26 protein-coding genes and 3 pseudogenes are annotated in these 24393 nt (G+C 68.8%); 15 read left to right on the top strand and 14 right to left on the bottom strand.

What is annotated here, in order from left to right:
* Positions 1-26: 26 nt before the first annotated feature.
* Complete coding sequence (locus ACZ68L_RS44060) at positions 27-578, bottom strand: hypothetical protein (RefSeq protein WP_469589864.1); 552 nt, start codon at positions 576-578, stop codon at positions 27-29.
* A 266-nt stretch (positions 579-844) separates the two neighbouring features.
* Here ACZ68L_RS44060 and ACZ68L_RS44055 point away from each other — a divergent pair, with 266 nt between their 5' ends.
* The 4 genes from ACZ68L_RS44055 to ACZ68L_RS44040 all read left to right on the top strand — a co-directional run bounded on the left by ACZ68L_RS44055 (position 845) and on the right by ACZ68L_RS44040 (position 3070).
* Positions 845-1180 (top strand): hypothetical protein, encoded by a 336-nt coding sequence (locus ACZ68L_RS44055; protein WP_469589862.1) that lies wholly within the window; start codon positions 845-847, stop codon positions 1178-1180.
* A 156-nt stretch (positions 1181-1336) separates the two neighbouring features.
* On the top strand, positions 1337-1933 hold the full coding sequence (locus ACZ68L_RS44050) for a hypothetical protein (protein WP_469589858.1): 597 nt from the start codon (positions 1337-1339) through the stop codon (positions 1931-1933).
* A 344-nt stretch (positions 1934-2277) separates the two neighbouring features.
* Positions 2278-2451, top strand: coding sequence for a hypothetical protein (locus tag ACZ68L_RS44045; RefSeq protein ID WP_469589855.1), 174 nt, complete (start codon positions 2278-2280; stop codon positions 2449-2451).
* A gap of 85 nt (positions 2452-2536) precedes the next feature.
* The gene (locus ACZ68L_RS44040) at positions 2537-3070 is read left to right on the top strand and encodes a pyridoxamine 5'-phosphate oxidase family protein (protein ID WP_469589851.1); all 534 of its coding nucleotides are present in this window, start codon (positions 2537-2539) and stop codon (positions 3068-3070) included.
* Between the two features lie 499 nt (positions 3071-3569).
* Here ACZ68L_RS44040 and ACZ68L_RS44035 read toward each other — a convergent pair.
* The 4 genes and pseudogenes from ACZ68L_RS44035 to ACZ68L_RS44020 all read right to left on the bottom strand — a co-directional run.
* Positions 3570-3827: pseudogene (locus ACZ68L_RS44035) on the bottom strand (hypothetical protein); the annotation flags it as partial.
* Positions 3828-3893: 66 nt separating this feature from the next.
* Positions 3894-4220 carry a carboxymuconolactone decarboxylase family protein gene (locus ACZ68L_RS44030; protein WP_469589848.1) on the bottom strand — a complete coding sequence of 109 codons (327 nt, stop codon included), beginning with the start codon at positions 4218-4220 and terminating at the stop codon, positions 3894-3896.
* 184 nt (positions 4221-4404) lie between these two features.
* Positions 4405-4809, bottom strand: a complete 405-nt coding sequence (locus ACZ68L_RS44025; RefSeq protein ID WP_469589845.1) for a (R)-mandelonitrile lyase — start codon at positions 4807-4809, stop codon at positions 4405-4407.
* Between the two features lie 35 nt (positions 4810-4844).
* Complete coding sequence (locus ACZ68L_RS44020) at positions 4845-5687, bottom strand: SDR family oxidoreductase (RefSeq protein WP_469589842.1); 843 nt, start codon at positions 5685-5687, stop codon at positions 4845-4847.
* A 216-nt stretch (positions 5688-5903) separates the two neighbouring features.
* Here ACZ68L_RS44020 and ACZ68L_RS44015 point away from each other — a divergent pair, with 216 nt between their 5' ends.
* Entirely contained in the window at positions 5904-6803 is a 900-nt protein-coding gene (locus tag ACZ68L_RS44015) for a helix-turn-helix transcriptional regulator (protein ID WP_469589839.1), read from the top strand.
* A gap of 367 nt (positions 6804-7170) precedes the next feature.
* Here ACZ68L_RS44015 and ACZ68L_RS44010 read toward each other — a convergent pair.
* Positions 7171-7368, bottom strand: a pseudogene (locus tag ACZ68L_RS44010) (IS256 family transposase); the annotation flags it as partial.
* 166 nt (positions 7369-7534) lie between these two features.
* Positions 7535-8131: a transketolase C-terminal domain-containing protein gene (locus tag ACZ68L_RS44005; protein ID WP_469589837.1), complete on the bottom strand. Its 597-nt coding sequence runs from the start codon at positions 8129-8131 to the stop codon at positions 7535-7537.
* A gap of 14 nt (positions 8132-8145) precedes the next feature.
* On the opposite strand from ACZ68L_RS44005, the gene ACZ68L_RS44000 reads away from it, so the two are divergent.
* The 3 genes from ACZ68L_RS44000 (at position 8146) to ACZ68L_RS43990 (ending at position 10718) form a co-directional block, all read left to right on the top strand.
* Positions 8146-9075, top strand: a complete 930-nt coding sequence (locus ACZ68L_RS44000) for an NmrA family NAD(P)-binding protein (RefSeq protein WP_469589831.1) — start codon at positions 8146-8148, stop codon at positions 9073-9075.
* Positions 9076-9691: 616 nt separating this feature from the next.
* The gene (locus ACZ68L_RS43995) at positions 9692-9964 is read left to right on the top strand and encodes a hypothetical protein (RefSeq protein WP_469589827.1); all 273 of its coding nucleotides are present in this window, start codon (positions 9692-9694) and stop codon (positions 9962-9964) included.
* Between the two features lie 166 nt (positions 9965-10130).
* Positions 10131-10718 carry a histidine phosphatase family protein gene (locus ACZ68L_RS43990; RefSeq protein ID WP_469589824.1) on the top strand — a complete coding sequence of 196 codons (588 nt, stop codon included), beginning with the start codon at positions 10131-10133 and terminating at the stop codon, positions 10716-10718.
* Positions 10719-10819: 101 nt separating this feature from the next.
* Here ACZ68L_RS43990 and ACZ68L_RS43985 read toward each other — a convergent pair whose 3' ends face one another.
* On the bottom strand, positions 10820-11128 hold the full coding sequence (locus tag ACZ68L_RS43985) for a hypothetical protein (RefSeq protein WP_469589820.1): 309 nt from the start codon (positions 11126-11128) through the stop codon (positions 10820-10822).
* 3 nt (positions 11129-11131) lie between these two features.
* Entirely contained in the window at positions 11132-11692 is a 561-nt protein-coding gene (locus ACZ68L_RS43980) for a hypothetical protein (protein ID WP_469589815.1), read from the bottom strand.
* Positions 11693-12499: 807 nt separating this feature from the next.
* Here ACZ68L_RS43980 and ACZ68L_RS43975 point away from each other — a divergent pair.
* The gene (locus tag ACZ68L_RS43975) at positions 12500-13240 is read left to right on the top strand and encodes a class I SAM-dependent methyltransferase (RefSeq protein WP_469589810.1); all 741 of its coding nucleotides are present in this window, start codon (positions 12500-12502) and stop codon (positions 13238-13240) included.
* Between the two features lie 645 nt (positions 13241-13885).
* On the opposite strand, the gene ACZ68L_RS43970 is transcribed toward ACZ68L_RS43975, so the two are convergent.
* Positions 13886-14047 carry a hypothetical protein gene (locus ACZ68L_RS43970; protein ID WP_469589807.1) on the bottom strand — a complete coding sequence of 54 codons (162 nt, stop codon included), beginning with the start codon at positions 14045-14047 and terminating at the stop codon, positions 13886-13888.
* A gap of 187 nt (positions 14048-14234) precedes the next feature.
* Positions 14235-14981 carry a class I SAM-dependent methyltransferase gene (locus tag ACZ68L_RS43965; RefSeq protein ID WP_469589804.1) on the bottom strand — a complete coding sequence of 249 codons (747 nt, stop codon included), beginning with the start codon at positions 14979-14981 and terminating at the stop codon, positions 14235-14237.
* A gap of 44 nt (positions 14982-15025) precedes the next feature.
* Between ACZ68L_RS43965 and ACZ68L_RS43960 the strand changes: the two are divergent.
* Both ACZ68L_RS43960 and ACZ68L_RS43955 read left to right on the top strand, forming a co-directional pair.
* Positions 15026-15562 (top strand): annotated as a pseudogene (locus ACZ68L_RS43960) (winged helix-turn-helix domain-containing protein); the annotation flags it as partial.
* A gap of 525 nt (positions 15563-16087) precedes the next feature.
* Positions 16088-16798: an alpha/beta fold hydrolase gene (locus tag ACZ68L_RS43955; protein ID WP_469589801.1), complete on the top strand. Its 711-nt coding sequence runs from the start codon at positions 16088-16090 to the stop codon at positions 16796-16798.
* 429 nt (positions 16799-17227) lie between these two features.
* Here ACZ68L_RS43955 and ACZ68L_RS43950 read toward each other — a convergent pair whose 3' ends face one another.
* Positions 17228-17494: a GlsB/YeaQ/YmgE family stress response membrane protein gene (locus ACZ68L_RS43950; protein WP_361453881.1), complete on the bottom strand. Its 267-nt coding sequence runs from the start codon at positions 17492-17494 to the stop codon at positions 17228-17230.
* A 409-nt stretch (positions 17495-17903) separates the two neighbouring features.
* On the opposite strand from ACZ68L_RS43950, the gene ACZ68L_RS43945 reads away from it, so the two are divergent.
* A complete protein-coding gene (locus tag ACZ68L_RS43945) occupies positions 17904-18686 on the top strand; it encodes an isoprenyl transferase (RefSeq protein WP_469589798.1) in 783 nt (260 codons plus the stop codon).
* A gap of 249 nt (positions 18687-18935) precedes the next feature.
* Here ACZ68L_RS43945 and ACZ68L_RS43940 read toward each other — a convergent pair whose 3' ends face one another.
* Both ACZ68L_RS43940 and ACZ68L_RS43935 read right to left on the bottom strand, forming a co-directional pair.
* Positions 18936-19430, bottom strand: a complete 495-nt coding sequence (locus tag ACZ68L_RS43940) for a DinB family protein (protein WP_469589795.1) — start codon at positions 19428-19430, stop codon at positions 18936-18938.
* Positions 19431-19566: 136 nt separating this feature from the next.
* Positions 19567-20043, bottom strand: coding sequence for a carboxymuconolactone decarboxylase family protein (locus ACZ68L_RS43935; RefSeq protein WP_469589792.1), 477 nt, complete (start codon positions 20041-20043; stop codon positions 19567-19569).
* Positions 20044-20447: 404 nt separating this feature from the next.
* Here ACZ68L_RS43935 and ACZ68L_RS43930 point away from each other — a divergent pair, with 404 nt between their 5' ends.
* The 3 genes from ACZ68L_RS43930 to ACZ68L_RS43920 are packed head-to-tail and all read left to right on the top strand — an operon-like array spanning position 20448 to position 24117.
* The gene (locus ACZ68L_RS43930) at positions 20448-21794 is read left to right on the top strand and encodes a discoidin domain-containing protein (RefSeq protein WP_469589790.1); all 1347 of its coding nucleotides are present in this window, start codon (positions 20448-20450) and stop codon (positions 21792-21794) included.
* Positions 21794-23092 carry an MFS transporter gene (locus tag ACZ68L_RS43925; protein WP_469589788.1) on the top strand — a complete coding sequence of 433 codons (1299 nt, stop codon included), beginning with the start codon at positions 21794-21796 and terminating at the stop codon, positions 23090-23092. Before ACZ68L_RS43930 ends, ACZ68L_RS43925 begins: the two co-directional genes overlap by 1 nt.
* A complete protein-coding gene (locus ACZ68L_RS43920) occupies positions 23089-24117 on the top strand; it encodes a TolB-like translocation protein (RefSeq protein WP_469589785.1) in 1029 nt (342 codons plus the stop codon). Before ACZ68L_RS43925 ends, ACZ68L_RS43920 begins: the two co-directional genes overlap by 4 nt.
* Positions 24118-24393: the final 276 nt, after the last annotated feature.

Below are 24393 nucleotides of genomic sequence, written 5' to 3'. Positions count from 1 at the left end.
AGCGGATGCCACCTGCCCGCCCACAATCACCGACCCGAAACCGGCTCAAGATCAGTCAGACAATCACTTTCAGACCACGTCGGTGGATCAAGGCTAAGTGTCAGCTTGATGGCACCGGGCTGTGCGGGGAAGGGGATCTTCCCTGCGGGGAGCGTGGTCATCGGCAGCGGGGTGATCCGGGCCCACAGCTGGACGGTGTTCCCCTTCAGGTCCGTCTTCATGTGGTAGGAGGTCAGGAACTCTTGATAGCCCTTGGATTCCTTCTGCTCCTGGTCGGTCACCTGGTCGGTCACCTGGTCGGTCACCTGGACGGTCAGCTTGACGTACATACAGGCCGCGTCACGGGTGAACAGAGAGAAGTACTCGCCCTGTGGAGCGCCGACCTCGCAGTCCGGGTTGAGTGGCGGCGCGGCCGCTGCGATGGCCTGCTTCCGGGCGATTTCATGGGTCTTCTGTGCCGCCTTGATGTCCGCTTTGGTGGCCGGTGTGGAGGTCAGGCACAGCTCGTCGCCGCTGCTGCTGGTGGTGCAGTGCTTTCCGGCGGCGCCGGTCAGGGACTTGGTGTCGACCTGCCCCACCCGGGAACCGGCAGCCAGCTCGTGTCGAAGTCCGGCTTTGCGGCGTCCTTCTGCGGGGCTGGGAGAGTGATGTCCACTGCCCGGCTGGCAGCGGCCCGCTGCGCCGGAGTTCGAGCGGCGTCCCGGTCCGGGTGGCCGACGGTGTGCGGCGCCGCCTGGTTGTGGTTCTCCTCGCCGGCGCCGCGCCCGCGCCCGGGACCGACCGGCCCGCGTCGCAGGCCCCGGCCGCGCCGGACGTATCGGCGGCGCCGGTGAGGACGCGGGAGATGGCATCGCTCGGCTTCCACCAGGCGCTCGCCGCGCACCAGGCCGTCATGCCTCCGAGCCGCGTCGATCCGTCGATCCGTCGATCCGTCGATCGCGGAGGCGGTGGAGCGGCAGACCAGGGCGATGCGGGCGCTGAGCCTCGGGCGTTTCCCGAGCCGGCGGTGTCCTCGGAAGACCAACTGGCTCCGATCGAAGGGGTCCGCGTCCAGCGCAGCCGTGTAGCCGTGGCCACCCGCGCCCTGGCGCTGCGCCGGGCCCGTGCGGAACGCGCGGCGCGGGAGGCCGGGACGGCTGCCGCGATCCCGCAGACGGCACCGCTGAGAAGGACCGCGTGAGCGAACACAGGAACGCCGGGAACGGCAAGCCCACCCGGTTTCGCCCAGGCCCTCGGGTTTGGCCGTTTCCTCTCCACTTCCTCTCCACGAGCGATGTCGGACGGACATGCTTGCTCTCAGCAGCGCTGAGGCAGCGTGGTGTAACCGGAAGGCAGTGTGTTCCAGACGGGATTCGTCAGCATGTGCCCGTGGGAGACGGACGAGCTCGGAGAGGTGCACGGCGGACAACCCGGGGTGGTGACCGAAGACGGAACGGAGCCGGGTCCCATCTCCATCCCGTCCAACTCCGGCGGGGACCTCGGCACGATGACCGAGTGGTGGGGATACGACGGACGGTTGGGCGGCCCGGCCGCCACGCACCTGCGCGGCTCCTGCTCGTGCGGCTGGCGGGGCGCGACGCTGTACCCGATCGACTGGGACCAGGCCCACGAACGACCGCGCCACGAGTACGACACCTCAGGCCCGGAGAGGGACTGGAAGGGGCATGTGGAGGAGGCCGAGTCCACGCTCGTGCCCCTGCCCGACGACGTCGCGGCCCTTCTGAACCAGCTGAATGAACGAGTGTGTGAGCTGTCCGACCGCGAGCCGCTGGTTGCCCTGCGCGCAGCCGACATCCTTCAGCGCCATACCCAGATGTCCCTGCTCAACGCAGCGAGGAGCGTCGAGCGGGACAAGACCACCGCAGCGGCTGTCGGGGCCGCTCTCGGTTGCAGCTCCAGCCAGGCCAAGAGCCGGCTGCGCACCTACCGCTGACCCGCCTGAGCTAGAAAGAGGGACATGAGCGCACACCGGCCTTCCCCCGACGAGCCGTGGCCGGGCTGGGCGACCAGCCGGGAAGCCCAGGCCGCGTACGGCAAGCACCTGGTCCGCATCGGCCAGCTCATCGCGGCCGTGCTGTACACGCACGTCATGGACCGCCAGGGCATCACTGCCGCGCACGACGCCGGCCGCCAGGACCTCGTCGACGCGCAGGTCCGCAGCCTCGCGCTGGAGTGCCGGGACGACCTCCTGGAGGCGGCGGCCGTCCTGGACGCGCTCGCCCTGTGCCACGGGCACGGCAGCTACCTGCCCCGCCCCTACAGGAGACCGGCCACCCGGTGCCGTTGGACGTGGAGCTGCGCACCGACGCCTCGGACGTGGCCGACCAGCAGTACGGCACAAGCACGACCGGCAGCATCCCCGTCGCTCTGGAGAACGGCTGCACCGACAGCGGGCGGGACGCGGTCCGCGCCTACGCCCGCCGGGAGTGGGTCACCGTTCAGGAGCGCTGACCCGGCATCTGACGCCCGGTCGGCCGGCGGGCGGCTGGAGCTGTCCGTCATGCCCGGGCGGGCTCTGGGCATTCAAGTCGTGGCCATGGGAAACTCGATCATGCCTGTGACTAACCCGTGGCTGGCCGGCCCGGCACCGAAGAAGCGGCTCGATCGAGAGCGGCTGGAGGAGCGGATACTCAACCTGCTGTCGTCGCAGAACATGTGCGTGCTGGCGACGGCAGGGCCGGAGGGGCCACTGGCGACGCCGGTGCGTTACTTCCATCTCGACTTCGCGGTGATGTTCACCGCCGCCCCGAATTCACCGAAGATGAGGAACCTTGCTGCGGACCCCCGGGTGTCGGTGGGGATCTTCGCTCCGCTGGTCGGGCAGGCCAGCAGCCGAGGCGCTCAGGTCTTTGGGCGGGCTCGCGCGCTGTCCGAAGACGAACCTGACTTCGAGCACTACTGGTCAGCCGTCCGCTGGCAGTCCGACCACGTCGAGCGTTCGCGTTCTCTCGATGAACCACCGTCGGGGCCACTTGTCGTGATCGAGGCCGAACGGATCGTCTATACCGAGCACTGGCTGCGGCGCGAGGGTTTCGCGCCGCGTCAGTTCTGGACCGGCCCGGACCGGTGATTCGGTCGCCTCCTGTGTCAGGCGGCTGGGTGGTGATCCGCCTTTCGGCATCTGGGGCCTGACCAGCACCTTTCACCACGAGCATCCCGATGCTGCCCTGGCAAGAGCCCTTGCGCCTCCCGAACACACCACCGGCGCCCTGACCGTCTCCACGCTGTGCACGGAAGCGGGTATCTCGCGCGCCACCTACTACCGTTCGCCCCTGTCGAAGATCATCACCGGGCTTCTGCGGACGCCAGACGCGCCCCGCCCGCAGACCGACACCCTGACCGCGGACATTGCCCGTCTCAAGAGGGCGGATCGCCGGCTGCGCTCCCCACACGCGGCCGAGCAGCGGGAGGCGCGCAGCACCATCACCGCCTACGCCAACCACATCCAGGCGCTGAGCCTGCGGAACGCCGAACTCGAGGCGGAGAACGCTGCCCTGCGCGAAGCTCTTCGCCAGGGCGGCGGCACCGTGGCCTGTCTCCCCGTGACGTCCTGAATGCTCGGTGTCACCTCAGGGGACCCGCTCGCCGCCGACGTCATTCCTGGTGTGGGGGCGGTGTGACGTGCTGCGTCGAAGATGCCCGGTCCGGGGCGGTGCTGTCGTGGCTGGCCGTCCAGGAGGCGAGCAAGGACAAGTTGCCGTGTGAGGCCGTGCCCGGTCAGCGGTGTAGGTGATCATTGCCAGGCCCGGCTCGGCGGAGGGCTGGAGGAGGTCGCAGCACAGGTCGAGTTCGCCGACGACCGGGTGCTGGAAGTGCGTGGGGCAGGGCCGGTGCGGGCCGAGGCGCGGTGCCGGGGGTCGGGGAGGAGCACTGGGGGCTCCTCCCTTCGGTGCTCAGGCGGAGAAGACCTGCTTCGCGACCGTGATCGCGGTCATGGCCTTGGGCCAGCCGGCGTAGAAGGCGAGGTGGGTGATCGCCTCGATGAGTTCGGTCTCGGTGACGCCGTTCTCCTTGGCGCGTCCGAGGTGGAAGCCGAGCTGGTCGGCGTCGCCGCCGGCGATGAGTACGGCGACGGTGATCAGGCTGCGGTCACGGGCGGCCAGCTCGGTGCGGTTCCACACGTCCTCGAACAGGACGTCGTCGGTGATCTCGGCGAACTTCGGGGAGATGTCACCGATGGTGCGGCGTCCGCCGCCGATCTGCTTCGGCTGCTCGGTCATTGGGAGGTTCCTTCCGTTGGTCCGCTGGTCACGACTGTCTGGCCCCGGTCTCGGTGCGGACCGGCCAGGCGTAAGGGTGTGATCGCCATGCCGACTGCCGGGCGGCGTCCGGGAGGGCGCCGCCAGGTGTCGAGCGGGCGGACCGCGGTCTCCCGCGACTGCGGGAGGCGAGCGGGTTGGCCGGTCAGCGACTGCGGCGGCTGTACTGCTCGTCGGTGACGGGCTCGTTCCAGGCGGTCTCGGCGCTGGGGTCGCCCGCGCCTTCCCACATGGCGATGTGCTCCATGAAGCGGTCGGCGGTGGCGCCGTGCCAGTGCTCCTCGCCCGGAGGGCAGGTGACGGTCTGGCCGGGGTGCGCCTCGAGGACGGTGCCGTCACGGGTGCCGATCAGGGCAGTGCCGGAGACGACATGGAGGGTCTGCCCCAGCACGTGTGAGTGCCAGTGGGTACGGGATCCGGGAGAGAAGCGGACCACGTTGGCACGCATCCGGGACGGCTCCTGGCCTGCGTAGATCACGTCGAACCAGACGTCTCCGGTGAACCAGTTCGCGGGAGCCTTCACGGTGGCCTGCTGCTTGACGAATTCCATGGGGTTCTCTTTCCAGGTGTGATGGTTGGGCGGGTTCAGGCGGCGTCGGGGTGGGCGAGGCCGGAGCCCAACTCGCGTGAGGCGTCGACCTGCGCGAGAAGTTCCTTGGCCTTGGCTTCGACCGCGGCGAGACAGTCGTCGCCGGCGACGAACCGCAGCGGCGGCTCGTCCAGATCGGCGACCTTGACCAGGGCGTCGGCGAGCTTGGCCGGGTCGCCGGCCTGCTGCCCGTTCATCGACTGCCACTGCTTCTTGGTGGCGGCGGTGCGCTCGGCGTAGTCGTCGATGGAGCCCTGCGCCCAGCTGGTGGAGGCGTCCACCAGCAGTTCGGTGCGGAAGAATCCCGGCTCGACGATCGTGGTGCGGATACCGAACGGCTCGACGTCGTGGCGCAGGGACTCCATGAACCCCTCGACACCGAACTTGGCCGCCGAGTAGGCGACGCAGAAGTCGACGCCGACCGCACCGGCCAGGGACGACATCGTGATGACGTGCCCGGACCGTTGCCGGCGCATGACGGGCAGGACGGCGCGGGTGACGTTCATCGGGCCGAACAGGTTCGTCTCGACCTGCGCCCGCACCTGCGCTTCGGAGAGCTCTTCGAAGAAGCCCGCGTAGAAGTTCGCGGCGTTGTTGATCAGGACGTCGATCCGTCCGAACCGGGCCACGGCGGCACCTACAGCTGCCGCGGCCGCCGCAGGGTCGGTGATGTCCAGGGCCGTGGCGAGCAGGTTGTCCCGCTCGCCACCCAGTGCTTCGAGGACACGCTCGGGACGGCGGCCGGTGGCCACGACCTGATGTCCGGCGGCCAGGGCCTGGCGGGCGATGTCCGTTCCCAGACCACGTCCGGCGCCGGTGATGAAGAAGACCTTGCTCACGGGGGGTGCACTCCAAACAGAGGAGATAGAGCGACCAGTGCGATACTTTCTGTGACTCACTGGCATGACGTGCAGCCGGTGCGGTCGGGGTAACCGGACGCGGCGGACTGCTTCGTCATCCAGGAAACCGCAGGCCAGAGGGATGAAGAAGGGTCCGCGATTACAGGTACTGGCAGGACCCCCCACGCTTGCGCTGTCCGGCCTAACCTGGAATGCGTGAGTACCGAGAGCGACATACGCGAATTCCTGGCCTCCCGCCGTGCCAAGGTCACCCCGCAGCAGGCCGGCTTGCCCGCCTACGGCGGCAACCGCCGCGTGCCGGGCCTTCGCCGTGAAGAAGTCGCCCTCCTGGCAGGCGTCAGCATCGACTACTACGTCCGCCTTGAGCGCGGCCACCTCGCCGGCGCCTCGGAGGAAGTCCTCGACGCCGTCGCGAACGCCCTCCAGCTCGACGACGCCGAACGCGCCCACCTCTTCGACCTGGCACGCGCCGCCGCCAAACGCCCCGCCCGCCGAGCCAAACGCCGCGGCCCGATACCGGACAGCGTTCTGCGCGTCCTGAACTCCATGAACGACTCACCGGCCTTCATCCGCAACGGCCGCCTCGACATCCTGGCCACCAACCCCCTCGGCCGCGCCCTGTACTCGCCCCTGTTCTCCCACGACGCCACACCGCCGGTGAACATCGCACGCTTCCAGTTTCTCGACCCGGCCGGACGCGACTTCTTCCCCGACTGGGAAGAATCCCTCAACACCACGGTGTCCCTGCTACGGACGGAAGCAGGCCGCGCCCCGCACGACCAGGACCTCGTCGGCCTCATCGGCGAGCTCGTCACGCGCAACGATGAGTTCCGCGCCGCGTGGGCCAAGCACAACGTGCGCCTGCACCACACCGGCCGCAAGTCGTTCCACCACCCCGCCGTCGGCGTCATCACCCTCGACTTCGACGCCATGGAGCTCCCCGCCCAGCCCGGCCTCACTCTCACCGCCTACAGTGCCGCGCCCGGCACCGCGGAGTACGACTCCCTGCAACTCCTCGCCAGTTGGGCCGCCACCCGCGACCGGTCACAGCCTGCCGAAAATGACACCGTCACGGGTGAGACACCAAGCGGCTGAGACAGCCCTACAGGTGACATGACGCCATCCAGCACGGTCCCTGGTCGAAGGGCCATGCCGGCGACGGCCAGGTCCATCCGGTGCTGGGTGACAACCTTGCCGGACCGCGCGTACAGGATCACGGTGTCGTCGGTGCGGTGCAGCACCGTCCGGTGACCATGGAATTTGGGCTCGTGCCACCAGCCCGGCCCCTCGGGCAGAGCCTGCGGACCAACCAGGGCAGTAATGAACACAGTGGCTGAGGCCAGTTCAGGCTGGTCGAGCCGGGGCTGTTCACCTCGCGCGCGCCGGCCGCGTCGGCGGGAAGACCGGCGGCGCCGGGCGCGAGGAGCCTGTGCAGGTGGCACAGCCGGGCGACGAGCCCGGGCTCGTGCCCCAGATGATCGGTGAGCTCGCCCTCCAGCACCCGCTTGGTCAGCTGCTGCAGCAGACCGCCCTCTCCGGTCAGCTTCACCCCGCCGGCCTGAGCCCGGGCCACCAGCTCGGCAACCAGCCCGTCATCCACAGCGTTCGTCGCGTCCAAGGTGGCCTTCCCGGCCTCGATATCACTCGTCACGTCAGTCATCAACTGTCGCGTCCAGCCCGGGAGCTACACCACTCACCGATCGCGGTGTCGACCGCGTTCTTCGCACCTTCCGGCCCCATGCCTGTGAAAGAGAGGAACCACGTCAACACCGTGCGGCATAGCCCGTACCAGCCACATTCGGCACCGGTGCGGTCCACGACCACAGTCACGAGTCGGGTAGCTGCCCGTTCCAGGTGCCAGCTGCGTTCCTCGGCATCCGCTCCGGCGGGCGGGGCCGCGGGTGAGGATGGCTGAGGCGTGCTCCCATTTCGGTGGCGGATACGGGATGTCGAACCCGGTACCTGCTGCACGGAGTGGCCGGCGAGTGGAAGCAGCGCTCCTGGAGCGGCGGGGCGATCTCGGCGCCCGCCCCGACGAATCCCTGGGCTTTCTGGATCACCACGTAGCGCCCGGTCCGCCGTACGGACCCCGCTACCGTCGCGTTGTCCGACCGGGCGGGGGAGCGCAGGTCGATCGCTTCGAGGGCGATGCTGTTCTGGGTGGCGGCTTCGGCGGCCTGGAGGGCCACGGAGGTGGAGGGGCCGTATGCCGCCGACGTCGCGTCGAGGCCGGGGCGGCGGAGCGCGGCCCGGCCGAACTCGACGGCCGTGCGCGTGCCGAGTTCGGCGTCGGCCCTTCTCCAATGGGCAGCCCCTGAGCGTTTGAGTCGCCCAGTCGAGTGTGCCGATTCCGTCGGATGAGCCGACTGCTGTCGCAGCGCCGACGACTCGTCGGGCTCCAGTTGCGCCCTGACCGCGGGCACCGCAGGCTGCTCCTATGGACCGCACCCCAGAAGCCGGCGTGCTCCCCATTCTGGTGACGGGCGCGGCGGGCAGCGTCGGCGCCGTCGGACGATCCGTGGTTGGCGGCCTCCGGCAACGGGGCCTGCCCGTAAGGGCCATGGTGCGACGCGATGACGAGCGGGCCCAGGCGCTGCGCGCGACGGGCGCCGAGGTGGTTGTCGGAGACCTGACGCACACGGGGGACGTCGCCGACGCCCTGGCCGGCTGCGGACGTATGTACTTCGGCATGGGCGTGTCGGCTCGGTATCTGGAGGCTGCGGTGACGGCGGCCGCCGTCGCGTGTGCGTACGGGCGCCTGGAAGTGTTCGTGAACATGTCGCAGCTGACGGTCTCCGGGATGGACCTCACCAGCACGTCCGAGTCGATTCAGCAGCGGCAGCAGTGGTTGGTGGAGCAGGTCCTCGGCTGGTCGGGCCTGCCCGTCGTCCAGATCAGGCCGACCGTGTTCATGGAGAACCCGTTGTTCCGTGTCGGCTTCTCCTCGATCGCACGGAACGGCACCATCAGACTGCCCTTCGGCCGGGCGAAAACCTCCCCGGTGGCGGCCGGTGACGTCGCCGCGGTCGTGACGGAGATCCTGGCCGATCCTGCCCCACACATCGGCCGGATTCATGAGCTGACCGGCCCACGCTCGGAAGACATCGCGGATATGGCGGCGGAGGTTTCCGAAACTCTGGGCCGACCGGTCAGATACACCGATGTCCCCCTGCAGGAATGGATCGACGACGATCTCCGGCCGTTGGGGCTGCCGGACCACGCCTTCCAGCACATCGCCACCATGGCGCGCCTTCACGCGGAGAATCGCTACGACCGAAAGGCGGAAGGGGTCGAGCAGGTCATCGGGCGGCCTCCTTCGGGGGTGGCCGACTACGTCCGTGAGCACCCCAGCCGGTTCAGCTCCTGAAGCCGCGTCCTCGTCGGGCGTTGTCCAGTGTGTGTTCTGCGTTGCGGGCCGGCCGCTGAAGGCGTGGGCCGACCACAGTTCATGGGTCTGGCCGCCACACGGGCACCGGATTGGTTTCCCGGCCCGAAACCGTCCCGGGAAGGACCCGGCCCATGAGTGACGAACTCCTCGACCTGGCAACCGCCACCACCGGCGGCAATCACCACCCGTACGACGCAGGCCGCGAGTAAATGGTCCGCCAGGACCCTCCAACCGTCCTGGCCGACGCCCTCGGGATCAGTCCCAAGACGGCAATGCGCTACGCGGAACGAGCAAGCAGGGACTACCTGGCCTGCGCGACCCTACGACGGCCCGCAGGCATCGACGCCCCCTGATGACATGTGCCGGCGTGTCAGCGGCAGCGCCTACGTCGACCTCACGAGCGGGGATGTCTTCATCATGCGGCTTCCACCCGAGGCCGAGTCGATGGATCAGATCGCCGACAACTGGCCCCCGAGTCTGGGAACCGGCCGAGAGATTCGCGCGGTCCGTTCCTCACCGCGGAGTCAGCACACTTCGCATTCGATACCTGGCGCGCATATCGCGACCGAGTTCTGGCCCAGTACAAGGATCACCGATGAACGGCGACGCCACCGAAGCGCAGGCGACCGCGGACTACGCCGATGGGCGCCGGTACTGCACAGCTGTCGCCGAAGCGCTCACCGATGCCGACATCCCCCCGACTGAGCGGTGGGACGAATCCGGCGGCACCGCCTTGCATTGGACGGAAGGCCACCCGGCCTTGGAACACGGGCCGTGGAGACACGGTGTCGTGGTCAGCTGGGGCACGAGGGGCGGCCACCGCGGCTGGGGCTGCGCGCCACTGGACGCGAAAGGCGCCCCCTCCTGACCGCCGTGACCTGGCTGCCGATCCACCCCAAGGCCGTTCCCTCCGTGCTCGCGAATCAGCTGCCGCGGCTGTTCGCGGTGGCGTCAGTGCACTGACGCCCGGGAAGGAGGAGCGAAGGCGAGCAATCCGGCCCGCCGTGTCGCGTGATCAATTAGCGTGTGCAGCCATGGGTGAGTTGATATTGATCAGGCACGGCCAGACCGAGTGGAGCCTGTCGGGCCGGCACGCTGGCCGCACCGACGTTCCGCTGACGGACGCGGGTGAGGCTGCGGCAAAGGCACTCGCTCCGAGGCTGGCCCGACGCCCGCTGGTCGCCGTGTTCAGCAGTCCCTTGAGCCGCGCCATGCGGACGGCCGAGTTGGCGGGCCTGGCCGGCGCCAGGCCCGATCCCGACCTGATGGAGTGGGACTACGGCGGGTATGAGGGCCTGACCGCAGCGCAGGTCCGGGAGACGCGCCCGGGATGGGACCTGTGGCGGGATGGCGTCATTCCCGGCGACGCCGACCATCCTGGTGAGCGGCTTGAGCAGGTGGCCGCGCGGACCGACGCGATGCTGGACCGGATCCGGCCGCTGCTGGGCGATGGCGACGTCGCCGTGGTCGCTCACGGCCATCTGGCGCGAGTGCTCACCGTGCGCTGGCTGGGCCTGGATGCGTCGGCCAGCCGACTGCTCGGGCACCCGCATCCGGGGACTCTCGGTTTTTTGGCCGCGGAGGACGGGCAGCCGTTCATCTCCGCTTGGAACGTCCCGTAGCGGCAGCCCGCCGCGCCACGCGTGCCGTGAGAGGCGTCGGAAGCAGACGAGCCCGCGGCCCTGCTGCTGGAGCTGGGCGCGGGCAAGCCGGATCATCAGCCTCAGCGGCGGCAGGCCCAGCGAAGCACGTGGTCGGGGGCCGGGCTGTGGGTTCTCGTGGTGGGCGACATGTCGTCCGTCCGGAGATCGGGGATGGCTTCGGCCAGGTCCGGCCGGGACTGGCCGCTGAGGAGGCAGAAGGCATCAAGGGTGGTGAGGCGGGAGTCCAGCCAGCGTGACGGGGCCTGCACACGGGCCAGAGGGACGTGGTTCGCCAGGGCCGGACGGTTCCAGTAGGACGATTCGCACTCGCCGGGAAACGGCGGCAGCGTGATGGGCAGCGGGCGGATGAGCGCCGGGCGGCACGTCACGGTTCAGCCGGTGTGGGGCAGAGAGGTGGTGCGTCCGCGGGCGGAGGACTTGCTGCTGTGGTCGATGCGGATGTTCTTGATCGTGGTCCGGGTGATGTGCTCGGTTTCGTTGAGGATCGCGGAGATCGCTGCCGCCCGGATGAGGTCGGAGAGGCTCCCGATCAGGCCGTCCGTGCGTTGGTGCAGGTATTTCGACATCTTCACCAGGGTGTTCGGCTCGTGCCGGTGCAGGCGGAGGGTGTTCTCCATGGACGCGATCGACGACCGCCACTCAGCGTTGAGCGGGAAGGGGCCGCTGCGGATGACGACGCAGCAGCTGGCGTGCTGCTTGCCGCGGATTCCGGTGAACAGCCCCGACTGTTCGACGTTGATGCCGGCATGGACGGACGTCGCCGGCAGATGCTCGGTGAAGTACTTCAGGTGGTCGGAGAGGTCTTCGCCGACGATGGTGGCGTGGTTGAGCAGGTGGCTCTCATCGACCAGGACCAGGTCCGTGCGGGCCTCGATGAGCACCTGGCAGACGGCGCTGGTGACGTCGATGGTGTGGTGCCTCGGGCCGATCACGGGCAGGCCGAGGAAACAGCCGGAACGGCTGCGAGGACACGCCCGTCACCAGCGGATCGAAGTCCAGCAACATCAGACGGTCCCGCTCGACGTCCTCCGCTGACACCCCGCGCACATCCATCCCGGCCTCCGGTACGACGCCGACCAGCCACCTCGACCGTAGAAGCATCGTGACCGCCGTACCTACACAAAACCGGAACACTCCAGAACTTTCCTGCACATGACCGGGACGCAGCCGTACCTGCCCGCAGAAGAGCGGGACTGCCTACGCATCGCAGAGACAGGACAGGCATCGCCAGTTGCGACCTGCGGTGACGGTCCCGGGCCGCTGCGTGAAGCGGCCCTGTTGTCCGTGCCAAGAAGCAAGCGGTGCCCGCGGTCCCGCTGATGCCGGCCGGGAAGCCAGTGACCGTCCGGACGGCGGCCGACCTGTTCCTCGACTTGCTCGGCAGCCCGAACACCGTCCCGAACTACGACATCGCCATCGGGAAGACGGTCGAGCGTCTGGTCGGGGTCCGGCCGTTTCGTACCCGGCTCCTCCTTGTCCCGGATCTCCCGCGCGATGCTCGTACGCCGTCATCTGCCGCTGGGGCCTCCAACGATCGGTGCTCACGTCTTCGACGCATCCGGCACCAGGCCGACGATCGCACGAGTCATCCGAACGAACACCCAGACAGCACCGGTCGGCAGCCGCGGCACATTTGTGGCTTCCGCCAGTACGACGCCCAGCCGACGAGAGGCAGACTTTCCGCCAGAGGCCACGGCCTGTCCCGATGGCCGAAGCCAAGAGCAGAGGGGAACAGCACGATGAGCGGTCAGCTGTACGACGAGATCGGCGAGGCGTTCGAGGGTTTCAAGACCCTCCCTCTCGCGCGCTACGGGGAGGTGCCCAGCTTCCTGGCCATGGTCGGCGACGTGAACGGCAAGTCGATCCTCGACCTGGCCTGCGGAACCGGCTTCTACAGCCGGGAGTTCAAGCGCCGCGGCGCATCCCACGTCCTCGGCGTCGACATCTCCAGTGAGATGGTCGCCGCCGCTCAGGCCATGGAGGACAAGGACCCGCTGGGAATCCACTACGAGATCGGCGACGTCGCCGAGCTGCGCACCTTCGACCAGCGCTTCGACATCGCGGTCGCGGTCCAGGCGTTCAACTACGCCGAGGAGGTCGCCACCATCGAGCGGATGTGCCGCAACATCCACCGCAGCCTCGTGGACGGGGCCGAGTTCTTCGTGTTCGCGGAGAACCCCGACTTCCTGTTCGACGGGCCGTCCCTGGCCAAGTACGGCTTCATGTGCGAGGCGATCGGCGGGGAATCCGAGATCGGGCCGCGCGTGAAGCTCACCGCGCTTCTCGACCCCCCGATCTCGTTCACCTGCACCCCGCCCCGCCGCGAGGTCTACGAGAACTCTCTGCGGGCGGCCGGATTCACTGAGCTGACCTGGGTTCCCCTGGAGATCTCCGACGCCGGCGTGCGCGAGTACGGCAAAGACTTCTGGGACGACTACGCCGCCAACCCCCCGCTGAAGATGCTGCGTTGCCGCGCCTGACCCCGAGAACGCGGTCACTCGATCACCAAGCCCCTCGGCAGGCCGTGAGCGGCCCCGCTCGCCGTCGCCGGCCCGGGTCTGAATGCGCCGGCGGCGGTATGACAGAGCGCCAGCAATGGATCCGCCTGGTCGGCAGACGATGAACCAGGCTGGCGTGCGGCGTAACTGATGTCCCGTCAGGCACGGCAGGGCGCGCCGCGCACGTCGGGGGTCAGCTCAGGCCTCTCGTACGCCGCGCAGTGGGCGTTGGTCCACTTCACGACTGCGGACAGTGCGCGGCCGGTGGTGTTGCTGTCGGGTACTCGGCCCGCGCGGAGGGGGCTTCGGGATCTGGGAAGCGGTGCGAACAGATGAGGCTGATCGTCCGGCTGGAGTTGTTCCAGGACCGCGACGTCGCGGGTGATGGGAGCGGTGACGGTCCAGGTGCCGGTACGCCTCGGGGGATCGTTCCCGCCCTTGAAAGCCGGGCTGTGCAGTTGGCGGCGGTAGGCGCGTGCGTCCGGACCGCGAAGGGTGTGGACGCATCGGCGCCGCAGGAGCTTGACTACTGGCGGGAGGGGGTTCTTCCGCCCCTGCGGTTCCCTCCTCTGCGGCCAGGCAGCCGAACAAGCAGACCGCCGCGCGGCCCGCGCGAGGACAGTCGTGTCAGGGCGCGTCTCCGGCGGAGGTGTCCGCATAACCGGAGGCCGGCGGAACGGCGAACGTGCCGAGCGGCTCGGTGAACCACGAGGGGTGGACGGTGGTGCCCATCACTCGCTCCATCAGTGCGAAGATCTCCACGCCCCAGATCTCCGTCTCGTCGTTCACGTCGATCAGCCGGTTTCGTTCATTTCCAGCGACAGCGCTTGTCGATCTGTTTGAGCAGCAGTGAATGCCCAGCCTCGCCATGAGTGTTCACGAGAGATGACGGCACCTCTGTCCGCCAGTGAGGGCGGCTGAGAGGTCCACCGTGATTCCAGCCCGAGGAAGGTCGTCACCTTGTCGCGGTGCTGCGTCAACAGGTGGCGACAGCCAAGCTGACCACGTAGTGCTCCTCGACCATCCGGTTCGGGAAGACCTCGGCCAGGAGGTCGCGCTCCTTGGCAATAAAGGTGTTCGTCGCCTCCTTGCCGAGCACGAGGAAGTCGGAGTAGCTGGCGAGGTTGGCGAGATGCATGTCGAGAGGAACGCTCCGGGTCCACGGCACGTGCCGGTGGACGAAGCCGAGCTTGGGCGGCAGTCTGCGGAACCGGGCCATGGGGTCGTGAGAGCTGTCGGCGGCACCGAAAAGTCGGCGCAGGCGCGCGTCCTGGTCGGCAATCCACGGAATGGTGCTGTCCGAGTCGTTCCACCAGAGGGCGAGTGCACCACCGGGGCGCAGGACTCGGAGGGCTTCCGGGACGGATTTGCGCTGGTCGGTCCAGTGCCAGGCCTGGGCATATGTGAGGACGTCGATGGAGGCGGAGGCCAGCGGCAGGTTGTTGCCGTCCCCGATCACAAGGGGGACTTCGGGCAGGCTGAGACGGAACTGGGAGGCCATCCCGGGGCCGGGCTCGACCGCGATGACGTTCGCACGGCGGGCCCGGAGAAGTGTCGTCGCCAGTCCGGTGCCGGCCCCGACGTCGGCGACGCGGGCGCCCTCCAAGGGGCAGCCGGTGAGTTCCTCGACCGCGTCGAGCAATTCGGACGGGTATGAAGGGCGGTTCGCAGCGTAGCTGGCGGCAGTCATGTCGAACGAGTGGGCTTGCGAAGTGATGTTCATACGAACATTGTTGACGGGCTGCAGGTACTCGGCACCATACTTTTATGCCTTTTCTCCGAGAGCAAGTACTGAGATTGAACTCGTGGTGCGTAGGGGCTGACGGCTCGTGGCTCCTGCGGTACACCAAGAGCGTGCGGAATCCACAAGGCGGCGGGCTGACCGCCGAACGACAGCATTTCCGTGAGGAGTTACGGCTCCAGGCGGCCGAGCGGTTTGCCCGGGGTGAGGCAAGCTCGCTGATCGCCAAGGACCTGCGCGTCAGTGGCCGGTCGGTGCGGCGATGGCGGCAGGTGTGGGACGAGGGCGGTTCACGAGCTCTGCGATCGCAGGGGCCGGCGTCGCTGCCGAGGCTGAGTGAGAAGCGGTTCGCCCAGCTGGAGGTGGAGCTGGCCAAGGGGCCGGCCGCGCACGGCTGGGACGATCAGCGGTGGACGCTGTCGCGGGTCAAGACCGTGATCGGCCGGCGATTCCACCTGACCTGCACCATTCAGGGGGCGCGGAATCTCCTGGTGCGCGACGGCTGGTCCTGCCAAATAACTGTCCGTCGGGCGATGGAACGCGACGACGATGTTGTCACCGGGTGGGTCAAGGAGGTGTGGCCCTGCGCGGAGGGCTCGCTTGCGGCCCGTGGAGCCCGGCTCGCATTCGAGGACGAAGGCGGATTCTCCATGACGCCGCCGTATGCCAAGGCCTCGGGCTGGGACAACCCCAACGTCCGGCCGCTGTGGACAGGCCCACCACCGCACCGTACGCGCCGATCGCGCGGGCCCGTTCTCGACGCTCGGTGAAGGTGTTGGTGGTGATCGAGGATGCAGGCGGGTTGCCGCCACGCCGTCACCTCGCTGCACCCGGCCTGTTCCCCAGGAACATCCCGACAGCCCACGCTCTTGCATTGCGGGAGTCCACCGGGCCGCCGCGGCGCAGCGGGCTCATGCGTTCCGAAGCGCTCGACGATGTGAGTGCGGACTGTTTCGGTGATCTCGTCGGCCGTTGGCTCGATGGCGCTGCCCGCCCCCGCACCCGGGCCCGTTGCCGTCGCACCTCCGCGATTCGGCCGCTGGTGAACGCCGATCCTCCGGCAGGGCTGTTCCGTATAGCCTCCGGTCATGGTTGATCTTCGCTCGGTCGACGTGGGAGGAGTCCGGCTGGCCTACGAGGTGTCGGGCCGGTCGGACGCTCCGCCGCTCCTCCTGCTGCACGCGTTGGGAGAGGATGCCACCGACTGGCAGGCGGCGGTGGTACCCGGCCTCGCCCGCAGCCGACGGGTGTATGCCCTCGACCTTCGCGGTCACGGCCGAAGCGACTGGCCGGGGGACTACTCGCTCGAACTGATGCAGGCTGATGTGCTCGGGTTCCTGGATGTGCTGGGACTGGACACAGTGGAACTGATCGGGCACTCCATGGGCGGGGTCGTGGCCTACCTGCTCGCGCAGGATCACCCGCAGCGGGTGAGCAGGCTCGTCCTGGAGGACGTTCCGGCCCCGTGCCCCCGGGAGCGGACCACCCCGACCAGGCCGGACGGCGATCTGTCCTTCGACTGGGAGATGGTGCCGGCCGTCAGGGAGCAGATCGACGTGCCCGACCCCAGGTGGCTGCATCGGCTCAGCGGGATCACCGCCGAGACCCTCGTGGTGGCCGGCGGCCCACCCAGCCATGTGCCGCAGGAAGGCATCGCCGAACTGGCTCGTCGCATCCCGGGCGGGCGGGTGGTCACGATCCCGGTCGGACACCTGATTCACCGCGCGGCACCGGAAGCGTTCATGAAGGCGGTTTCGGAGTTCCTGTTGGTGGAGGAGGACATCCGCCCTGACTGGTGACCGGTCGGCTCCTGCCTGCTGGAAGTCGGGCCGACTCCCCTGGCTGATCGTCGAGCACGACCGGCTCACCAGCCAACGGCTCCCGGCCTACGCACCCGACCTGAACGCGGTTCAGGGCATCCGGTCGGTGCTGCGGCGCACCACCGCGGGCAATCGCGCATCCTGCTGACAGGCGCCGACGCCCGGCCCGGCCCCATGGTGACCGCCATCCTTGCGGATCGGAACGAGAGAGCTGACATCACTGGACTGGATGTGGGCTCCCTGTGCCCGGCCGACGCAGAAGGCGCCATCACCGCGCTGACCGCGTCGGACCCGCAGTTCGCGGACGACCCCGCTGAGCGGCGATGGCGATACCCCTGCGCCCCGGCACGGCCGATGTGCTGCCGGGTCGGCAGGGCGGCACGCTCCCGCGTCCGTGAGGCGGGCGGATCAGTGGGTGCGACGTCCCGTGACGAGCCGGTAGATGGCCAGCACGATGACGGACCCGACGACGGCGGCGATCCAGGTGGAGAGATGGAAGAACCCGTTGATCGAGTGCACGCCGAAGATGACTTTCCCGAGCCAGCCGCCCAGAAGGCCCCCGACGATGCCGATCAGCATCGTGATCAGGCAGCCGCCGGGATCCTTGCCAGGCATCAACGCCTTGGCGATCGCACCGGCCAGCAACCCGATCACGGCCCACGCAATAATGCCCATGGCGCACGCACCTTTCATCAGAACGCCGTTGTTGGCGGAGTACCACCATCCCTCGTACGCCGCCCCGATTTCTGCAAACTCGCTGGCCAACGCCATGGGATGGCACCATCAGCGGGCTGTCGGCACCCTTCGACGGGAGGTGCGACGCTGCGGGCGTGTCACTGGCCCCCGGACGAAGCCCCCGCTGTCGGACGACGCTCTGTGCACCGGGGCGGCGCCAAAGCCGGCGGAAGTCTTCCGTACCAGGTACGTGACAGCCCAGCCGAACGGGCCGGCCGAACGGCCCTGCCAAGGCGCTTCCTCCTGACCAAGTCGCCCGTGAGGCAACGCCATTTGGGTGCTCAGCGAGGTGACGAAGGAGCCCCTGGTAGGGTCGGCGGACGGTAGCCAGGCACGATGGAGATGGTTCATGAAGTTGCTCCCGCTGTTCCTCCGACGGCCGATCGAAGTGGTGTACGAGCGTCGACTGGCTGCCACTCTGGAGGGGCTGCCACGCCCGCAGCACGTCGGGATCATGGTCGACGGCAACCGCCGCTGGGCACGACAAGCGGGACACGCGGACGTTTCGGAGGGATACCGGGCGGGCGGCGCCAAGGTGACCGAGTTCCTGGGCTGGTGCACCGCCGCCGGAATCGAGCACGTGACCCTCTTCATGCTCTCCGACGACAATCTCGGCCGCCCCGCCGAGGAGCTCGGCCCACTGATCGAGATCATCGAAGAGACCGTCCGGGACATCACGGCCGAAGACCGTCCCTGGGAGGTCCAGGTGATCGGTTCGCTCGACATGCTGCCCGGTGCCAGCTCCCGAGTGCTCAAGGAGGCCGCCGCCGCGACGGCCGGGTGCGGCGGGCTCAAGGTGGATGTCGCGGTCGGCTACGGTGGCCGACGGGAGATCGTCGATGCGGTGAAAAGCGCCTTCGAGGAACACATGGCAACCGGTGGCGACCCGGCCGAACTGGTCGAGCGGTTCGATGTCGAGGACATCTCCCGCCACCTGTATTCGCCAACCGCTGACCACACCGACTTCATCATCCGAACCTCCGGCGAGCAGCGGCTGTCCGGCTTTCTGCTCTGGCAGTCGGCGTACGCCGAGATGCACTGGGTGGACTGCTACTGGCCGGCGTTCCGGCGCCTCGACTTTCTGCGCGCACTGCGCTCGTACGCGAATCGCGAACGGCGATTCGGCAAATGACGGCCCTCGGCGCAGGGGCGTTCCGTCCCGCATCCCGGTCCCTGGCGACCGGTTGCGCAGTGCTGACCTCGGTCTCCTGCCGCCTGCGCGCCACCGAGGATCACCACGGGACCCCTCAGGTGCGGAAGAGCATGGCACCTCGGCCTGTTCTCGAATGCGTGAGTCATGGGGCTGGCGCCCACCGCTGTGCGCCGGGCCCGGAGGCCGACCGTCGGTCGGCCTCCGGGCGGAACGGGGTCGGACGGTCTGTCAGTCGCGCGGGTGATCGCCGGTGGCTCCGTCGATGAGTTCTCGGACGATGTCCATGTGGCCGGCATGCCGTACGGTGTCCTCGATCATGTGAATCAGCACCCAGCGCAGGGACACGGTGCTGCCGTTCCAGGATGTGCCAAGGTCGTCGAGGCGGTGTTCGTCGAGCGCTTGGTCGGCGGCGGCTCGGGAGCGGGCATAGAACTTGATGATGTCCGCGGTGGCCTCGTGCGGCTCCACATTCATGTCTTCGGTGTAGGGGTCGAACCAGAAGGGCTCGGTTTCGCGTCCGAAAGTGGTGCAGAACCACCCATACTCGACGGTTGCCAAGTGCTTCACCAAGGCGAGCAAGTTGGTTCCCGACGGAGTCATCGGTCGCCGCAGCGCTTCATCGTCCAGACCATCGAGCTTCCACAGGACCGCATCGCGGTGCCGGTCGAGGCTGGCGCGCAGGCTTTCCTTCTCGCTGCCGACGTGCGGCACAATTCTCGTCATCCGTGGACCGTAGCAACGAGGGCTGACAGTCCCGGCTCCTCTGCGGCACCATGGCCGAGTGAGCGATTCAGCCCCGATGGCCCCATTGAGGTGATCGGGCACCGGGGAGACGGATGGCGCCGCCGGCTGCTTCTCGTCATCCGAACCGGCCGGGCTGGTAGTCGCCACCACGCTGCCGGGTGATGACGCCCAGTCGGTTGGAGGCGTTGATGAGGGCGATGAGCGACACCAGGGCACCGAGCTGCTCCTCGTCGTAGTGCTCGGCGGCGTTCGCCCATGCCTCGTCCGTCACTCCACCGGCCGCGTCGGCGATGCGGGTGCCTTGCTCCGTCAGCTCCAGGGCGGCGCGCTCGGCGTCGGTGAACACCGTGGCCTCCCGCCAGGTCGCGACCAGATTGACGCGCACCGGGTTCTCCGCGGCGAGCGCGGCGTCCTTGGTGTGGACATCGGCGCAGAAGCCGCAACCATTGATCTGACTTGCGCGGAGCATCACCAGGTCCTGGGTCGCGGACGGCAGCGTCGAGCCCTCGACGGCCACCTTGCTCGCCGAGGCGATGTGCCTCAATGCCTTGGCTGCGAGCGGGCTGCCGAAGAGGTTCAAGCGGGCTTTCATGGGGCACTCCTTGCCGTTATTGGCCGATACACCTCACTGACGGGACGGCTCGGCGGAATGTGACGACGACGCATGCGACGTGTCGCCCGGTCGGATCGCGGTGCAGACCCACGACGCCGTTCCGTGCCGCTGCCAAGACATGGTGAATGCCGAAATTTCGATGCGCCAGAACGCTGAACGACAGTCGAAGGAAAGAAAGTTGGGGGACTGGTAGGAAAGTTTACTGTTCGCTAGCATCCCGGAAGGCGGCTTGGCGCGGTGCCCGATCCCCGTGGGCATGACGCGCTCAGTGAGAGCTCTGGCCCGGCCGTCACGATGCCGCGCCCTGCCCGAACGCGGGCAAGGGCGCGAGGTCACGTACTGAAGCCCAGCTCTCGCCACCCCCCAAGGCCAGGAGTCCAGGGATGCACCTGATCGGCTCAGCTCCGCTCCTCACGCCCACGCGGCGCCGTACGGTGGGCGTGGTCGCCGCCGCCGTACTCCTCCTCGTCGGCACCCTGCTGCTCGTCCACCCCGACCGGGCCGGTGCCGCCGCCGACCCACTCATCTCGCGTGGCAAACCCGCCACCGCGTCCTCCAGCGAGGGTTCCGGTCTCGGCCCGCAGAACGCCTTCGACGGCGACCCGGCCACCCGCTGGTCGAGCGCCGAGGGCAAGGACCCGCAGTGGATACGTGTCGACCTCGGTGCCGCCGCCGACGTCACGCGGGTGAAGCTGAGTTGGGAGGCCGCGTACGCGAAGGCGTACCGGATCGAGATCTCCGCCGACGGCACCACCTGGACCCGGCTCGCCGACGAGACGGCCGGGAACGGCGGCACCGACGACTGGTCCACCCTCTCCGGCAAGGGCCGCTACCTGCGCGTGTACGGCACCGTGCGCGGTACCGCCTACGGCTACTCGCTGCACGAGGTCGAGGTGTACGGCACGCTCGGCGGCACACCCCCGCAGACCGGCGCCTTCACCGTGGTCGCCGCCGGTGACATAGCCGCCCAGTGCACCGCCTCCGACAACGCCTGCGCCCACCCCAAGACCGCCGCACTGGCCCAGAAGCTCGATCCGAAGTTCTATCTGACGATGGGCGACAACCAGTACGACGACGCACGGATCGCCGACTACCGGGCCTACTACGACAAGACGTGGGGCGTGTTCAAGAACAAGACGCATCCGGTACCGGGCAACCACGAGACATACGATCCGGCCGGGTCGCTGGCAGGCTACAAGGCCTACTACGGCGCCATCGCGTATCCCCAGGGCAAGACCTACTACAGCTTCGACGAGGGCAATTGGCATTTCATCGCCCTCGACTCCAACTCGTTCGACCAGAGCGCCCAGATCGACTGGCTCAAGGCGGACCTCGCCAAGAACGACAAGGCGTGCATCGCCGCCTACTGGCACCACCCGCTGTACTCCTCGGGCGGGCACGGCAACGACCCGGTGAGCAGGCCGGTCTGGAAGATCCTTTACGGAGCCAAGGCCGACCTCGTGCTCAACGGGCATGACCACCACTACGAGCGGTTCGCGCCACAGAACCCCGACGGAAAGGCCACCGCCGACGGAATTACCGAGATCGTCGGCGGCATGGGCGGCGCCGAGCCGTACCCCATCGAGAATGTCCAGCCCAACAGTCAGAAGCGGATCAGCGGTGAATACGGCGTCCTGAAGCTGGACTTCACGGACTCCGGCTACGGCTGGAGCTACGTCGGCACCGACGGCAAGGCCAAGGACAGCAGCCCGAAGTACGCCTGCCACTGATGTATCTGGCGACCACAGGCCGCCGGGACGCGCCGGCCCCGCCCCGCACCGGCGGAGCGGGCCGACGCGTCCCCGGCACCGTCCTGGCACTCGGCACGGTCAGCCTCGTCACCGACATCTCCTCCGAGATGGTCACCGCGGTGCTGCCGCTCTACCTCGTCCTCGGACTCGGTCTCTCACCTCTCCAGTTCGGCTTCCTGGACGGCCTGTTCAACGGCGCCGCCGCTGTCGTGCGACTGCTCGGCGGGCACGCCGCCGACCGCGGCCGACGCCACAAACGGGTCGCCGGGATCGGCTACGCCCTCTCCGCCTGCTCCCGGCTCGGCCTGCTGCTCGCGGGCGGCGCCACGGCAGGGATCGCGGCTGCCCTCGCCGCCGACCGCGTCGGCAAGGGCATCCGTACAGCCCCGCGTGACGCGCTGATCACTCTGAGCAGTCGACCCGAGGCGCTCGGCCGGTCCTTCGGTGTGCACCGGGCGATGGACACCACAGGTGCCCTGCTCGGCCCGCTCGCCGCGTTCGCCCTGCTCTGGGCGACCGCGGACGCCTACGATGCGGTGTTCGTCGCCAGCTTCTGCATCGGCTTGCTCGGCGTACTGCTCCTCGTCCTGTACGTTCCCGGGCACTGCCCGACACCACCGGCGAAGCCGACTCCCCGAACGCGTAAGGCATTCGGAGCACTGCGCGATTCCGCCTTCCGACGGATTCTCGGAGCCGCCACCCTGCTCGGCGCCGCCACCGTCGGCGACGCCTTCGTCTACCTCCTGCTCCAGCGCCGCCTCGACCTCCCCATCGGCTGGTTCCCGCTGCTGCCGCTCGGCGCGGCGGCGTGCTACCTGCTGCTCGCGGTCCCGGCGGGCCGGATCGCGGACCGGGTCGGCCGACGATTGCCGTTCCTGTACGGACACCTCGCGCTGCTCGGCGTGTACGCCACACTCCTCGCCCCGATCGGCGGCCCGGCCCCGCTTCTCCTCGTGCCCGTCCTCGCGTTGCTCGGCGTCTTCTACGCCACCACCGACGGGGTGCTGATGGCCCTCGCCGGACCTGTGCTGCCCGTGGACGGCAGGGCGGGCGGACTCGCCCTGCTCCAGACCGGCCAGGCACTGGCCCGGATGCTCGCCGCGGCGGGTTTCGGCGCCGCGTGGACGGTGTGGGGGCCGCGCCCCGCGCTGTGGGCGGCGATATCGGCCCTGCTCACCGCGCTCGCGGGCGGCTGGGCGCTGCTGCCGCGCAACCCCTCCGGCACCCCGGCTCCCGAGGAGCCGGGAGCCCAGATCCCCGACAGGCGGACCGTATGAGTGTGGGATTCCCGAACTTCGCGACCCCACTGAACCCTGGGGCCCGTATCGCTGTCGTGGTGGCCGCGGTGCTGGTCCTCGTGGGCGGCTCCGTCGGGTACGCCCTGCACGCGAAGCACCGTTCGGACGGCCAACGTGCCGTCGCCGACGCGTCGTTCACGCTCGGCGGGCCCGCACTGTACTTCCGTGACGCGGCCACGGGACGCGTCGCGCATCAGCCGCTCGCCACTCCCGAAACCCGCGGCCCGGACGCCCGCACCACCGGCGGTCCCGCCTGTGAACGGTTCTACGCCTCCGGTGACACCGGACTCTGTCTGCGTGCCGAGCCCGGGGTGCTGCCGAAAACTTACGCGATCGTTCTCGACCGGAGACTGCGCGAGACGCGGCGGATCACCGTGCCGGGCGTGCCCACCCGCGCCCGCGTCTCTGCCTCCGGGCGGATGCTGTCCTGGACGGTGTTCGCCACCGGCGACTCGTACGCCACCACCGCCTTCTCCACCCGGACCGCCGTTCTGGACCTGCGCACCGGCTACCTCATCAAGTCCATGGAGGAGATCCCGCTCACCATCGACGGTGTCCGCTACCACGCCCCCGACGTCAACTACTGGGGGGTGACCTTCGCCCGTGACGACAACCGCTTCTACGCGACCGTCTCCACCAAGGGCCGCACCTACCTCGTCGAGGGGAACATGAGGGACTGGTCGGCGAAGGCCCTGCGGCGGAACGTCGAGTGTCCCTCCCTGTCGCCCGACAACACCCGGATCGCCTTCAAGAAGAAGGTTTTCGACGACCCGGCCGCGCCTTGGCGGCTGTACGTCCTCGACCTGCGGACCATGCGGGAGACACCGCTCGCCGAGAAACGCAGCGTCGACGACCAGGCCGCCTGGCTGGACGATGACACGGTCGCCTACGCGCTGCCGGGCGCGGACGGCCGGGCGAGCGACGTCTGGACCGTCCCCGCGGACGGTACGGGGACACCTGGCGTGGCAGTGGCGGGCGGGTCCTCGCCGGTGGCCGTGGGCTGAGCGAGGAGGCCCGGGGCGGTGGCCGTCGGCCAGATTTGTCCCACGGCAGGAGGGATTCCCAGGACGGCTTCCCAGGAGGGATTCCGATGAAGGCCGGCCCCGGAGCCACCACGAGTGGAGCAGAGGTGACATGCGGACGGAGCACGGAACGGTCGTCGCACGACAGGCGAGGGACGTCACATCCCTAATAAGACCTACCGAGGCTCCAACCGGCAGACTCGGTGCCTGGTAGCCGCCAGCAGGTGAGCACTCTTTGTTCCCTGGACACCGAGTCCT

The sequence above is a fragment of the Streptomyces sp. NPDC104309 genome (assembly GCF_055584025.1).
This window is presented reverse-complemented; position numbering and strand designations above follow the sequence as displayed.

Bases quoted from the DNA above. Each gene is read 5' to 3' on its own strand.
- ACZ68L_RS44055 (WP_469589862.1), top strand. From the start codon at position 845: ATGGCATCGCTCGGCTTCCACCAGGCGCTCGCCGCGCACCAGGCCGTC.
- ACZ68L_RS44040 (WP_469589851.1), top strand. From the start codon at position 2,537: ATGGGAAACTCGATCATGCCTGTGACTAACCCGTGGCTGGCCGGCCCG.
- ACZ68L_RS44030 (WP_469589848.1), bottom strand. From the start codon at position 4,220: ATGACCGAGCAGCCGAAGCAGATCGGCGGCGGACGCCGCACCATCGGT.
- ACZ68L_RS44025 (WP_469589845.1), bottom strand. From the start codon at position 4,809: ATGGAATTCGTCAAGCAGCAGGCCACCGTGAAGGCTCCCGCGAACTGG.
- ACZ68L_RS44000 (WP_469589831.1), top strand. From the start codon at position 8,146: ATGGACCGCACCCCAGAAGCCGGCGTGCTCCCCATTCTGGTGACGGGC.
- ACZ68L_RS43995 (WP_469589827.1), top strand. From the start codon at position 9,692: ATGAACGGCGACGCCACCGAAGCGCAGGCGACCGCGGACTACGCCGAT.
- ACZ68L_RS43990 (WP_469589824.1), top strand. From the start codon at position 10,131: ATGGGTGAGTTGATATTGATCAGGCACGGCCAGACCGAGTGGAGCCTG.
- ACZ68L_RS43975 (WP_469589810.1), top strand. From the start codon at position 12,500: ATGAGCGGTCAGCTGTACGACGAGATCGGCGAGGCGTTCGAGGGTTTC.
- ACZ68L_RS43965 (WP_469589804.1), bottom strand. From the start codon at position 14,981: ATGAACATCACTTCGCAAGCCCACTCGTTCGACATGACTGCCGCCAGC.
- ACZ68L_RS43955 (WP_469589801.1), top strand. From the start codon at position 16,088: ATGGTTGATCTTCGCTCGGTCGACGTGGGAGGAGTCCGGCTGGCCTAC.
- ACZ68L_RS43950 (WP_361453881.1), bottom strand. From the start codon at position 17,494: ATGGGCATTATTGCGTGGGCCGTGATCGGGTTGCTGGCCGGTGCGATC.
- ACZ68L_RS43945 (WP_469589798.1), top strand. From the start codon at position 17,904: ATGAAGTTGCTCCCGCTGTTCCTCCGACGGCCGATCGAAGTGGTGTAC.
- ACZ68L_RS43940 (WP_469589795.1), bottom strand. From the start codon at position 19,430: ATGACGAGAATTGTGCCGCACGTCGGCAGCGAGAAGGAAAGCCTGCGC.
- ACZ68L_RS43935 (WP_469589792.1), bottom strand. From the start codon at position 20,043: ATGAAAGCCCGCTTGAACCTCTTCGGCAGCCCGCTCGCAGCCAAGGCA.
- ACZ68L_RS43930 (WP_469589790.1), top strand. From the start codon at position 20,448: ATGCACCTGATCGGCTCAGCTCCGCTCCTCACGCCCACGCGGCGCCGT.
- ACZ68L_RS43925 (WP_469589788.1), top strand. From the start codon at position 21,794: ATGTATCTGGCGACCACAGGCCGCCGGGACGCGCCGGCCCCGCCCCGC.
- ACZ68L_RS43920 (WP_469589785.1), top strand. From the start codon at position 23,089: ATGAGTGTGGGATTCCCGAACTTCGCGACCCCACTGAACCCTGGGGCC.